General features: G+C 44.6%; 11 protein-coding genes. 5 read left to right on the plus strand and 6 right to left on the minus strand.

From position 1 onward, the window contains the following. Positions 1-47 precede the first annotated feature (47 nt). Positions 48-1,043 (minus strand): transaldolase, encoded by a 996-nt coding sequence (tal, locus tag HYN46_RS05535; RefSeq protein ID WP_114898453.1) that lies wholly within the window; start codon positions 1,041-1,043, stop codon positions 48-50. 237 nt (positions 1,044-1,280) lie between these two features. Here tal and pheA point away from each other — a divergent pair, with 237 nt between their 5' ends. From pheA to HYN46_RS05550, 3 genes are all read left to right on the plus strand, one after another. Next, a complete protein-coding gene (gene pheA / locus HYN46_RS05540) occupies positions 1,281-2,423 on the plus strand; it encodes a prephenate dehydratase (protein ID WP_114898454.1) in 1,143 nt (380 codons plus the stop codon). 60 nt (positions 2,424-2,483) lie between these two features. Continuing rightward, positions 2,484-3,611, plus strand: coding sequence for a histidinol-phosphate transaminase (gene hisC, locus HYN46_RS05545; protein WP_114898455.1), 1,128 nt, complete (start codon positions 2,484-2,486; stop codon positions 3,609-3,611). Between the two features lie 68 nt (positions 3,612-3,679). Next, on the plus strand, positions 3,680-5,953 hold the full coding sequence (locus HYN46_RS05550) for a bifunctional prephenate dehydrogenase/3-phosphoshikimate 1-carboxyvinyltransferase (RefSeq protein ID WP_114898456.1): 2,274 nt from the start codon (positions 3,680-3,682) through the stop codon (positions 5,951-5,953). A 106-nt stretch (positions 5,954-6,059) separates the two neighbouring features. On the opposite strand, the gene cyoE is transcribed toward HYN46_RS05550, so the two are convergent. From cyoE to cyoA, 5 genes are read right to left on the minus strand one after another with little or no spacing between them, the layout of a single operon-like run. Then, complete coding sequence (gene cyoE, locus HYN46_RS05555) at positions 6,060-6,914, minus strand: heme o synthase (protein ID WP_114898457.1); 855 nt, start codon at positions 6,912-6,914, stop codon at positions 6,060-6,062. A gap of 11 nt (positions 6,915-6,925) precedes the next feature. Beyond that, positions 6,926-7,261, minus strand: coding sequence for a cytochrome o ubiquinol oxidase subunit IV (gene cyoD, locus HYN46_RS05560; RefSeq protein WP_114898458.1), 336 nt, complete (start codon positions 7,259-7,261; stop codon positions 6,926-6,928). Then, a complete protein-coding gene (locus HYN46_RS05565) occupies positions 7,261-7,896 on the minus strand; it encodes a cytochrome o ubiquinol oxidase subunit III (RefSeq protein ID WP_114898459.1) in 636 nt (211 codons plus the stop codon). The genes cyoD and HYN46_RS05565 overlap by 1 nt, the downstream gene beginning before the upstream one ends. Further along, positions 7,889-9,892 (minus strand): cytochrome o ubiquinol oxidase subunit I, encoded by a 2,004-nt coding sequence (cyoB, locus tag HYN46_RS05570; protein WP_114898460.1) that lies wholly within the window; start codon positions 9,890-9,892, stop codon positions 7,889-7,891. The genes HYN46_RS05565 and cyoB overlap by 8 nt, the downstream gene beginning before the upstream one ends. An 18-nt stretch (positions 9,893-9,910) precedes the next feature. Then, on the minus strand, positions 9,911-10,858 hold the full coding sequence (gene cyoA / locus HYN46_RS05575; RefSeq protein ID WP_114898461.1) for a ubiquinol oxidase subunit II: 948 nt from the start codon (positions 10,856-10,858) through the stop codon (positions 9,911-9,913). 547 nt (positions 10,859-11,405) lie between these two features. Between cyoA and HYN46_RS05580 the strand changes: the two genes are divergently transcribed. Both HYN46_RS05580 and ung read left to right on the plus strand, forming a co-directional pair. Beyond that, positions 11,406-12,788, plus strand: a complete 1,383-nt coding sequence (locus HYN46_RS05580; protein ID WP_114898462.1) for an MFS transporter — start codon at positions 11,406-11,408, stop codon at positions 12,786-12,788. An 81-nt stretch (positions 12,789-12,869) separates the two neighbouring features. Beyond that, positions 12,870-13,586, plus strand: a complete 717-nt coding sequence (gene ung, locus HYN46_RS05585; RefSeq protein ID WP_114898463.1) for a uracil-DNA glycosylase — start codon at positions 12,870-12,872, stop codon at positions 13,584-13,586. The last annotated feature ends 8 nt before the right edge of the window (positions 13,587-13,594 follow it).

Consider the following 13,594-nt stretch of genomic DNA (forward strand, 5'->3'; position numbering starts at 1 on the left):
TCAGTCGGCTTATTTCATCATGACAATAAGCCGAAGTCATTGGCAGATTAGCGGTGAATATCAGGAATTCCAGCCATTTGACGAAGTTGACTCGTCAGTTGTTCTCGGGCTTTAACAAAGCCTCCGATACCACCTTGGAGTAACTCAAAAGCCATGAGGTTGTCGTTGTGCATTTTTTCAAAGACTTCTTGGGTCATATCAATCGACGCAATCGGCGGTTGCTTTGCATTTTCAATAGAAAGCTGTTGAGTGAGGACGCCGGTTTCTTCCGAGAGCTCAGCAAGTAAAGCCGGGGCAATGGTCAATAGATCACAACCTGCCAGAGCAGTCACCTGAGCGATGCTCCGGAAACTCGCACCCATGACTTCGGTTTTGTGACCATGCTGTTTGAAGTATGCATAAATTTCTCGTACTGAGAGCACACCTGGATCAAGTTCGATTGGATAGCTGTCTTTGCCATCATGCTTCTTGTACCAATCTAAAATTCGACCAACAAAAGGCGAAATGAGCGTGATTCCCGCATCAGCACACGCAATGGCTTGATGTAGGCCAAAGATCAGGGTCAAATTACAATGAATGCCTTCTAGCTCAAGAGCCCGTGCAGCCTGAATACCTTCCCAAGTTGCAGCAATCTTGATAAGCACTCGTGATTTATCAATACCTGCTTGTGCATACAGGTCAATGAGTTCGTGTGCTTTGGCAATGGTTTCTGCGGTGTCGTAGGATAGGCGAGCATCGACTTCTGTAGATACGCGGCCTTTGATGAGTTTGAGGATTTCGATGCCTAAGCGTACCGTAAGTAAATCGATGGCACGATCCACCAAGGCATCCGCGGCTAAGCCTTCCGCGCGCGCATCATGAAGCGCTTCTTCGATGAGTGGTAAGCTTGAGGGTAATGATGCTGCAGCCGTAATTAATGAAGGATTCGTTGTAGCATCGATAGGACGAAACCGCTCAATTGCACCGATATCACCCGTGTCAGCGACGACGGTAGTCATGCTTTGCAGTTGAGATAAAAGTGTCTGTGTCGTGTTGTTTGTCATATGAGTTCACTCTGAGTTCTATTAGGCAATACTATTTGTTCGATTTTAGACAGGTTTGATGATGTTTTGACAGGGCTGTGCCTGCCGTTTAGTGGTTTTTTTGCTACACTAAGAGTTCTGTGCATCTTTGAGATCAACAGGATCATTATTTATTTTGATCAATCGTCATCGTATTCCAAAGCCGTGCAATGTATCACTTCCATGAATTATTCTTGATTAGACAAGGAAACAACGCTGATGAGTAACAGCGATAGTACAACAAATGGCACCGCAAAAAATGGTTGGCTGTTTAATTCAACCAAACCTTCATTAGACCAAATCCGCACTCGGATTGACTCGGTAGACCAAGAGATCCACCGTTTATTGAATGAGCGTGCGACGCTTGCCGAGCATGTTGCAATCTCGAAAAAGGCCAATGAAGATAGCCCTTTGTTTTATCGCCCAGAACGTGAAGCACAGGTTTTACGTGCAGTTATGCAGCGGAATCAAGGTCCTCTGTCTAATGAAACGGTAGCGCGTCTATTTCGGGAAATCATGTCAGCCTGTTTGGCCTTAGAAGCGCCTCAGACAGTCGCTTATCTTGGACCTCAAGGGACCTTTACACAAGGCGCTGCACTGAAGCACTTTGGCGCCGATGCGGTGACGGTACCAATTGCGAATATTGATGAGGTATTTCGTGAGGTGGAGTCGGGTAATGCCCATTACGGTGTAGTGCCGATTGAAAATTCCTCCGAAGGTGTGGTGAATCATACTTTAGACAGTTTTATTTCCTCACCACTTAATGTGATTGGCGAAGTAGAGTTACGTATCCATCAAAATTTATTGATCAGCGATACCACTCGTGTTGATTCGATTACCCGTATTTATTCGCATCAGCAATCTTTAGCGCAGTGTCGTAAATGGTTAGATGGACATTTCCCTAAAGCTGAACGTGTTGCGGTGAGCTCGAATGCGGAAGCGGCACGAAAGATTAAAAGCGAGTGGCATTCTGCAGCTATTGCAGGTGAAGTCGCTGCCAAGGAATATGATTTAACGATTCTTAATGCCAAGATCGAAGACAATCCAAATAATACGACCCGATTTTTGATCATTGGTCGCGAGGCTGTACCCGTCAGCGGTGATGACAAAACCTCGTTGCTGATCGCTGCGCATGATAAGGCGGGTGCATTACTGGATATCCTCCAGCCATTTGCAAAGCATGGAATCTCGTTGACAAGTATTGAAACACGTCCTGCATTACCTGATAAATGGGCCTATGTTTTCTTTATAGATTTGGTCGGTCATCAGGATCAGCCTCATGTACGTGCGGCACTTGATGAGATCAGCGCCACGGTGAAAGAGCTGCGTGTGTTGGGTTCATATCCGCGTGCCGTCCTGTAAGACTGATGTGGACGTTCATTTGAACGTTTATTTGATTTTAAGAATTTGTTGGAAATGAACATGCTGACTCTAGATGCGAATAACAATACTCAAGCCTCTTTAAGCCTTCAAGCGGCCAATCAAGGGATAACTAACATAGCTCCCTATCAAACGGGAAAACCGATAGATGAGCTCAAGCGAGAGTTAGGCTTAGATGACATCATTAAACTTGCGAGTAATGAAAATCCATTAGGCTGCTCGCCGCTGGCTAAACAAGCGATGCAAGATGAACTGGCTGAAGTAGGTCGCTATCCAGATGGCAGTGGCTACACCTTAAAAGCGACTATTGCGAGAACGTTTAATGTAGCGATGCCTCAAATTACTTTGGGCAATGGTTCAAATGACATTTTAGAGCTAGTCGCGCGTACATTTGTTTCTACTGATCATAGTGTGGTGTATAGCCAGCATGCATTTGCTATCTATGCTTTAGTCACTCAAGCAGTAGGGGCGACAGGTATCGAAGTTCCCGCTAAAGATTTTGGCCATGATCTTGTTGCAATCGCAAAAGCCGTGCGTGCGGATACTCGAGTGGTTTTTTTAGCTAATCCAAATAACCCTACGGGTACTTGGTTTGAAGAAGCTGAGTTCACGACTTTTATGCAATCGGTATCAAAGTCAGTCTTGGTTGTTTTGGATGAGGCTTATGTTGAGTACTTTCCAGATAACTTCGATAGTTTAAAGTTTCTGAAGCAATACCCTAATTTATTGATCAGTCGTACTTTTTCAAAGGCCTACGGCTTAGCATCGCTTCGTGTTGGGTTTGCATTAGCAACCGCAGAGGTCACAGATTTACTTAACCGTGTGCGTCAACCTTTCAACGTGAATTCTTTTGCTTTAGCTGCAGCTAATGCAGCACTGGGCGATACAGACTTTCTTGCGCAAACCCGTGCTTTAAACCATGCAGGTATGGCGCAGCTAGAAGCGGGCTGTACAACGTTGGGCTTAACTTGGATTCCTTCTCGAGCTAACTTTTTAAGTATTCACGTTGAGCGTAATGGTGCACAAGTTTTTCAGGACTTATTGAAACTGGGTGTGATTGTGCGTCCGATCGGTGGCTATGGATTGCCTGACTATATTCGCGTGTCCATTGGAACCGCTGAAGAAAACCAGCGTTTCTTACAAGCACTGGCTCAGGTGCTTGGTCGCTAAGCGATTTAAAGATTCTATATGAAGATGATCAATCAGCTTAATTGCAACGTAAAAAAGGATTTTTGGTCATGTCAGAACCTGTAACGATTGCTCAAGATCTGACTCAAAAAGTCATTTTTGACAAGGTTGCTTTTATTGGGCTAGGTTTAATTGGTTCGAGCCTTGCCCGCGTATTGCGTGCCAATCATTTGGCGCGTCAGATTGTGGCGAGTACTCGTTCACAAACGACACTGGACCAAGCCCAAACACTTGGGGTGATTGATGCTGGTTTTTCCGATCCAATTGAAGCGGTTAAAGATGCCGATCTCATCGTACTTGCAATGCCGGTCGGTGCAACTGAAGCCGTATTACGTTTGATCGCAAGTTCAATTCGGACCGATGCCATTATTACAGATGTTGGTAGCACGAAAGGGAACGTTGTTCAGGCTGCAATCAATGTTTTTGGCGATCAACTGCCCAGCGGCTTTGTCCCAGCACATCCGATTGCAGGTGCTGAAAAAAGTGGTGTGATGGCCGGTAAGGTTGATTTATTTCGCCATCATAAAGTCATTGTGACCCCACTGGACTCGACCAGTGTTGAGGCTTTAGAAAAAGTCACCATGATGTGGAAGTCTGCAGGTGCAGACGTTTTGAAGATGACAGTTGCTGATCATGATGAAATTTTAGCGCATACCAGTCATTTACCTCACTTACTTGCTTTTAACCTCGTTGATCAGCTTGCAAGTCGTGCTGATAATCTTGATATTTTCCGTTTTGCGGCTGGTGGTTTTCGAGATTTTACCCGTATTGCTGCCAGTGATCCGCAGATGTGGCATGATATTTTTCTCGCCAATAAAAAAGCAATTCTCGCTGCTATCGATGGCTTCACAGGACAACTGCAACAACTGAAGTCCTTGATTGAACATGATGATTCGACATCGTTAATCGGTACGTTGACTAGAGCCCAAGCTGCACGGACTCACTTTACCCACATGATTGAAAAAACGCCTTATTTGGAATCCGCTATGAGTAACAGTACCACATCTCAACAATTTATCGTTCAACCGGGCGGCACCATGTCAGGAACTCTTACGATTCCTGGCGATAAGTCGGTGTCACATCGTTCGATTATGTTGGGTGCACTTGCAGAGGGTACAACGTATGTCACTGGTTTCTTAGAGGGTGAAGACGCACTCGCGACCCTGCAGGCATTTCGAGATATGGGTGTCGTGATCACCGATCCAAAGAATGGTGAAGTCACCATTCATGGTGTTGGTTTACAGGGTTTGAAGCCACCTAAAGGTGCTCTGTATATGGGTAACTCTGGGACAACGACACGTCTCATTTCTGGCATTTTGTCAGCACAACCGTTTGATACCGTGCTGACAGGTGACCCTTCACTGACCAAACGTCCGATGGAGCGTATCGCTAAGCCCTTACGCTTAATGGGCGCAAAAATTCAAACCACGGGTGAAAAGGGCACACCGCCGATCAGCATCAGTGGTGGTCAAGCATTACAGGGTATTGATTATTTGTTGCCTATGGCCAGTGCTCAAGTGAAGTCCGGTATTTTGCTTGCGGCCTTATGGGCCAAGGGTAAAACCACTGTGACGGAGCCAGAGCCGACACGTGATCATACCGAGCGCATGCTTACGGCTTTTGGTTATCCTGTCAGTGTTGATGGCAATAAGGTGACCATTGAAGGAGGGGGGAAGCTCACAGCGACTAATATTCAAGTTCCTGCGGATATCTCCTCCGCGACCTTCTTTATGGTTGCGGCAGCAATTACTGCCAACTCCAACGTGGTACTGCGTCAAGTCGGTATAAATCCAACGCGTACAGGCGTTTTAGAGATATTGAAGCAAATGGGTGCCAACATTAGCCTTGAAAATCAAGCCATGGCTGGTGGCGAGCCAGTTGCCGATATTCGTATCCAAGCGGGAACATTAAAAGGCATTCATATTCCTGAAGATCAGGTACCACTGGCGATTGATGAGTTCCCTGCATTGTTTATCGCCGCTGCATGTGCAGAAGGACGTACGGTACTCACGGGTGCTGCCGAGCTTCGTGTGAAAGAGTCTGATCGTATCCAAGTGATGGCGGATGGCTTGCGCATTTTAGGCGTGGATTGCACGCCAACTGAAGATGGGATGATTATTGAAGGTAAGGGCAGTCAGGGTGCTGTATTTGGTTCGGGTACCATCGAGAGTCATCATGATCATCGTATCGCGATGAGTTTTGCAATAGCGGGATTACGAGCGAGCGGAGTGATCACGATTAACGGGACTGAAACTGTAGCGACTAGTTTTCCAAATTTCACGGTGTTGGCACAACAGGCGGGGCTGACCATTGGAGTGAAGTGAGAAGTTTTAGAGATAAGTAAGTTAGATATTGTAGTGTATAAAAACAAACCAATAAAAAAAGCGAATAACTGAAGTTATTCGCTTTTTTATTAAAACCGCTGAATGCTTAGCGCTGATAATCAACGGCCATCAAAACACTCAAAATCGTGATAATGATCACCGAAACTAGAAACAGTTTCTTTGCCCATACTTGGTCATCAGAGACGGAAAAGCCTTTGATCGCCAAGTAAAGCCAATAGAGGCCCATAATAGCCGCGGCAACGAAATAAACGTAACCTGTATATCCCGCTATCGTCAGCGATAGTGTCGCTAGCGTATAGGCAATAATCCAACCGACTATATGTTTCTTTGCCGTTAGGATTCCTTCTTTTACAGGGAGTACTGGGATCGATGCTGCTGCGTAATCTTGGAAGCGATAAATCGCAATGGCAAAAGAATGGGGCATCTGCCAAATGCTAAAAATCACGAGCAAGATCAATGCGCCTAAATCGAATTGATTGCTAACCGCACAATATCCAATTACAGGGGGCATTGCACCCGAAATACTACCGACTAAAGTGCCATAAACTGAATGACGCTTAAGGTACAAACTGTAAAAACCAACATAGACCACAAAACCTAATACGACAAGCAAGGTCGCAAGCAGGTTAGTCATCGTATAGAGGAGGGTAATCCCCAAGAGTCCTAGAACACTGGCAAAAATCAGCGCATGGTGAGGTGAGATAAGCCCTGTGACCAACGCTCTATTCTTTGTGCGTTCCATTTTTACATCAATATCACGATCAATGTAGTTATTGAATACACATCCAGAAGCCACAATCAGTGAAACACTGACTGCGGTTGCTAAGAATAGAACGGGATCAAAGTTTCCTTTGGAAGCCAGTAAAAATCCACCGATTAACGTAATTAAGTTACCGAAGATAATGCCTGGCTTGGTTAACTGCAAATAGTGCCTAAACATAAAAATAGGCTCTAGTCACCCATAATCATTGTATTGTGATTCAGGTTTTGCATGATCCAAATCGATCCACCGATCACAAGAACGATGATAATCGCAGTGAAGACAAAAGAAACTACAGTATCACGTGATGCTGGTGATAGATCCATATGCAAGAAGTAATGCAAATGAACCACAACCTGCACGGCCGCAAGGATAAATATCCAAGCAATCGTTGCACTGGTTGATGTCACAGGATGCATGACTAGCGCAAAAGGAATAGCCGTTAAGATCACAGACAGAATGAAACCGATAGCGTATGACTTAAAGCTGCCATGTGATCCTGAATGATCGTTATGTCCGTGTCCCATTACAACACTCCCAATAAGTAAACAACAGTGAATACACAAATCCAAACCACGTCAAGGAAATGCCAGAACAAGCTAAGGCAGAGCAAACGTGTTTTGTTGGTTGATGTGAGACCTTTCTGACTGACGAGGGCAATCATTGTTGCCATCCAGATCAGACCAGAGGTCACGTGCAATCCGTGTGTACCAACTAGAGTAAAGAATGCAGATAGGAAAGCACTGCGATCTGGACCATGACCTTCAACGATCAAATGGTGGAACTCATTGACTTCCATACCGATAAAGCCAGCACCAAAGATAAAGGTGATGATGAGCCAACCGATAACTTGAGCTTTGTTGTTTTTGTACATGCCTAGGATTGCAAAACCATAGGTGATACTACTAAACAACAGTAATGCAGTTTCGCCAAGTACGTAGGGTAGTTCAAAAATATCTTTACCCGTTGGGCCGCCTGCATAGCTGTCATGCAGTACGGCAAACGTTGCGAAAAGTGATGCGAAGAGCATCAAGTCACTGAGAATGTAGATCCAGAAACCGTAGATCTTCATCGGACCCGCATCATGGTGAGCATGGTCGTCATGACTGTCATGATGAGCATCATCATGAGAATGTGGCGTGCTTAATACTTCATTAGACATGATTTACATCCTGATACGCTTTTTTCTCTTGGATATGTAGGTTTTCAATGCGCTCTACTTCTGCAGCTGGCACATAGTAGTCAGTTGAGTCATCATAACTACGGACAATAACAGTCACGATAGTTGCAACCACACCAACAGCAACAAGCCACCAGATATGCCAAATCAAAGCAAAACCGAACAAGAGGCTAAAGACACCAACGATAACGCCTACAGCGGTGTTCTTTGGCATATGAATGTCATTGTATTTGACAGGGTGGTTGTTGACTGAACCATCCTTTTTCATTTCCCAAAATGCATCGAGGCTATGAACAGTTGGAATAACCGCAAAGTTATAGAACGGCGGTGGAGATGAAGTTGACCACTCTAAAGTACGGCCATCCCATGGGTCGCCAGTCACATCGCGATTTTTCGCTTGGTTTTTGAAACCAAAGAACAATTGAACGAACTGCAAGAAAATACCCAGTGCAATTACGAGCATCCCGAAGAATGCAACGATCAACAAAGGCTGCCACGCTGGGTTGTCGTAATGGTTCAGACGACGAGTCATACCCATGAAGCCAAGGATATATAGCGGAACGAATGCTAAGAAGAAACCTGCGATCCAGCAATAAGCGGAATATGCACCAATTTTATCACTCAGTTTGAAACCAAATGCTTTCGGGAACCAATATGCAAAACCAGCAAGATAACCAAATACAACACCACCAATAATCACGTTATGGAAGTGAGCAATCAAGAACAAACTGTTATGCAATACAAAGTCAGCACCAGGAACCGCCAAGAGTACACCGGTCATACCGCCCACAGTAAATGTAATGAGGAAGCCGATGGTCCAGATGATTGGTGGGGTGAATTGAATACGACCTTGGTACATGGTAAACAACCAGTTGAAGATCTTGAGCCCTGTTGGAATCGAAATAATCATGGTCGCAATACCGAAGAATGCATTGACGTTTGCGCCAGCACCCATGGTAAAGAAGTGATGTAACCAAACGATAAATGACAAGATGGTGATAACGCCAGTTGCCCATACCAATGAGGTGTAACCAAACAGTTTCTTACGAGAGAAGGTTGCAACAACTTCTGAAAAGATACCAAATGCAGGCAAAATCAGAATATAAACTTCAGGATGTCCCCAAACCCAGATCAGGTTGACGTACATCATCTGATTCCCACCCAGTTCATTGGTGAAGAAGTGCATGTCAAAATAACGATCAAGAGTCAGTAATGCGATAGTCACAGTCAAAACTGGGAACGCAGCAATAATCAGGATGTTGGTACACAGAATTGCCCAGATGAATACTGGCATTTTCATGAGTGTCATACCTGGAGCGCGCATCTTCATGATGGTCACGAAGAAGTTAACACCAGTTAGCAATGTACCGATACCCGCAATCTGAATACTCCAGATCCAGTAATCCACCCCAACACCTGGACTATAGGCCAGACCTGAAAGAGGAGGGTAGGCCAGCCAACCAGTACGCGCAAACTCACCTACGAAGAGGGAAAGATTGATCAATATTGCGCCGACAGCAAATAACCAGAAGCTGATCGAATTCAGGAAAGGGAAGGCAACATCACGTGCACCAATTTGTAGGGGCACAACGATGTTCATTAGACCAACCATCAACGGCATGGCCATGAAAAGAATCATGATCACACCGTGTGCGGTGAAAACTTGGTCGTAATGGTGAGGGGGTAAGAAACCAGGATTATCTCCTTGCGCAATCATCAACTGCGTACGCATCATGAATGCATCGGAGAAACCGCGGACCAGCATAACAAGTGCAACGACGATATACATCACACCGATTTTTTTATGGTCAACAGTGGTGAGCCACTCCGTCCATAAGTATTTCCATTTACCGTAGTACGTTATTGCACCGAGCAGGGCGAGGCCCAGCAGGGACGCTGCAATAAACGTGACGACCAGAATTGGTTCGTGATAGGGAATCGCTTCAAGCGTTAAATTCCCCAATAAGTTTACAGACATTGATTATTCCTCTGATACTTAATGTTGTGTGGTAGTCATAGGCATGTTATGCATGTCTTCACTGCTCATAGCTGCGTGTTCTTCATGGCTTACTGCTGCAGGTGGGTTTGCGCCCTTTTGAGCATTCACGATGATGGTGTCAAACAGATCTGGCGTGACGGTTGAGTAGTACTCAACTGGATGCTTAATGGTTGGTTTTTCTAATGTCTTGTAGGTGTCAGTATTTAAAGCTTGAGGTGCCTGTTTGACTTGTTTAACCCATGCATCAAATTCAGCAGGTGAGTTTGCAATTGCCTTGAATGTCATATCAGAGAAACCAGCACCGCTATAGTTTGCAGATAATCCAGGGAAAGTACCTGCTTCATTAGCAATAAGGTGTAATTTACTTTGCATGCCGCCCATTGCGTAGATTTGGCTACCTAATTGCGGAATGAAGAAGGAGTTCATGACCGTACCAGAAGTGATACGGAACTCCACAGGGACATTTACAGGGAAGGCGATTTGATTAACTGTCGCAATCCCTTGTTCTGGGTAGATGAATAGCCACTTCCAATCTAGGGCAACCACTTCAATCACTAAAGGCTTTGCTGATGACTCAATAGGTTTTTGTGGATTAAGCGCATGTGAGCTTTTCCACGTCACGATCGCAAGTGCAATGATGATGATACATGGAATCGTCCAAACGACGACTTCGATTTTATTTGAATGCGACCAGTCTGGTGTGTATTTTGCTTTCGTGTTAGAGGCTCGGTATTTCCATGCAAAGTAAATTGTCATGAAAATAACTGGAATAACAACGATCAGCATAAGACCCGTTGCTGTAAGGATGAGGTTTTTCTCATCAATACCGACTTGACCTTTTGGGTTAAGCAGAGCCATGTCGCAACCGCTCAAAAGGCTTGCGGCGAGCACGATACCCAGTAGAGGGAGCATGCGTAAAAGTTTAGTGTATGGTTGGTTACTCATCTTGCGACCTTAACTAGAAATTAGAGGGAGCAGCATATTCGATACATCGGGTGCTTCGTGATTGGAGACCAATGCAATTTCTCGAACACTATACAACTTGTTCCTTTCGACTGAAAAACAGTCAATAAACGCAAAAAAATGACGTTTTTGCAGACAAAATAGGTCTGTAATGAACGGAAAGCTTTGCAAATAATGCAATAAAGCACCCTTTTAGATTAAAAAGAGACTTCTTTGTGAATTATATCAGGATGTTTGTATCGAAAACATTGCTTTGGTGCGTTTATTACAATTCGTTTTATAAAAATTATTTATATTCATGGAATTAGTGAAAAGATTTTGTTTTCTTGAAACATTCAAGATACAGGCATATTAAAGCAACTCCTAAATTAACCTGGGACATTACTAAAGCACATGGCGATGTATGCTAAATTACGGCATAATCTGAATTCGTTATATTTCACTTTGCTGTGTCATCTGGCAAATTTGTAGATCATCTTTTTTTTGCAAAATTGATTCACAAGATTGATGCCTAGAGCTCCAAACCACTATGAATGTTTCTGAACTACGTGCCACGTTTGCATTAGGTAGTATTTTTGCCTTGCGAATGCTTGGGTTATTTATGATTGTCCCAGTATTTGCAATCTACGGACAAGGCTATACAGGTGCAACACCTGCATTGATTGGTCTTGCGATCGGAGTGTATGGATTATCTCAAGCGATTTTACAAATTCCTGTCAGCCTATTGGCAGATCGAACAGCGCGTAAGCCTTTAATTGTCATTGGTCTATTAATTTTTGCTCTCGGCGGAGCCATTGCTGCGATGTCGACTTCAATTTGGGGGGTCATCTTAGGCCGCGCGATTGCCGGTGCAGGTGCGATTTCCGCAGTTGTGATGGCACTTTTGGCTGATGTAACACGAGAGCAACACCGCAGTAAGGCAATGGCCGCGATGGGTATGAGCATTGGCCTATCCTTTATTATTGCTTTTAGCTTGGGTCCCTTTTTAACTAAACATGTAGGACTTTCTGGCTTATTCTGGCTGACCTCGATTGCGGGTGTTTTGGCAATAGGATTGTTAGCAATTGTGCCTTCGCCATTGCGCCTTTTGAAGCAGAATCCTCTTGGTTTTGGTGTACAGCTTAAGTCGGTCCTCGTTTTGCCTGATTTAAATCGTCTTCATATCTCTATTTTTGCGCTTCATTTAGTCATGACAGCAGCTTTTGTGATGCTTCCACAGCAATTAGTTCGTTACGCGCACATTCCAGTCGAGGAGCATGGTTGGTTGTATTTGCCGCTCTTGCTACTGGGCGCAGTCATGACGATTCCAGCGATTATTGTGGCTGAGGTTAAACGTCGGATGCGGCGTATTTTTATCGGTAGTGTTGCGCTGGTTGTGATGTCATTAGTTGTTTTAACGGCAGATCACTCTCGCGTTGGTTTGTTGCTTGGAGTGGGTTTATTCTTCCTCGCATTTAACCTGCTTGAAGCTATGATTCCTTCATGGCTTGCTAAGCGTGCACCTGCTGCTGCGAAAGCGACCGCGATGGGCATCAATGCGTCGAGTCAATTTCTTGGTGCTTTTGCGGGTGGAGTATTAGGCGGTCAGTTACTCACCTTTGCAACCCCTCAATTAAGTTGGGCGATTTTGACCGTAATAACATTGGTGTGGTTTTTGATCGTTGTTGGTTTAAACTCACCCCCTTACTTGTCGAGTTTATCGATCCGTTTGCCGGACTTCCCGCAAGGTTCTCAGCATGTGAATGCCAAGATGAATGATTGGGCTGCATGCTTGCTGGAAGTGGGGGGGGTCGAGGATGTGGTCGTTTTGCCTGATCAACATGTGGCTTACTTAAAAGTGGATAAAAAGAAGATGAGTGATACTTCTCGTGAGCAATTATCTCAGTTAGTGGGTCAGCCAGTCGTATTTTAAGTTTTGAATAGAGAGCCAAAATACTTAAATTTAGTGCTTTGGCGTTTGATTCCATTGATTTAGACAAAATAGTAGTCGTTTATGAGCGAGATAGTAGACACAGAAAAAGCAGCCATTCTTGCCCGTGTACAACTCGAGTCGGGTTGGAAAAATGCGTTGGCAGATGCGCTAACCAGCGAATCGATGGGTTCGTTACGTCAGTTTTTGACAGAACAGAAAAAGAAAGAGCTCGTGGTATTTCCGCCCAATAATTTGATTTTCAATGCTTTTAATACAACGCCGTTTGATCAGGTCAAAGTCGTTATTTTGGGACAAGATCCTTACCATGGTGCACGTCAGGCCAATGGTTTGGCGTTTTCTGTACAGCGTAGCATTCCAATTCCGCCCTCATTGCGTAATATCATGCATGAACTGTCCACAGATTTGGGAATTAAACCTGCAGGGCATGGTGATTTGACTTCTTGGGCTGAGCAAGGCGTCCTACTTCTAAACAGTGTAATGACTGTCGTTGAAGGGCAACCCACCAGTCATCAGGGGAGGGGGTGGGAGGAGTTTACTGACCATGTGATCGATGTTGTAAATGAGCAGACAAATAATACGGTCTTTATTCTGTGGGGTGCCTATGCACAGAAGAAAGGTCAGTTTATTGACCGAGAGCGTCATTTGGTTTTGACCGCGGTCCATCCATCTCCGCTTGCGGCTAATCGTGGTGGTTTTTTTGGTCTCAAGCCATTTAGCAAGACGAATCAATATTTGGTGCAACATGGTAAATCTCCAATTAATTGGCAGTTAAATTAGTTTCATGT

It is taken from the genome of Aquirhabdus parva (genome assembly GCF_003351745.1).
GTDB classification, from domain to species: Bacteria; Pseudomonadota; Gammaproteobacteria; order Pseudomonadales; family Moraxellaceae; genus Aquirhabdus; species Aquirhabdus parva.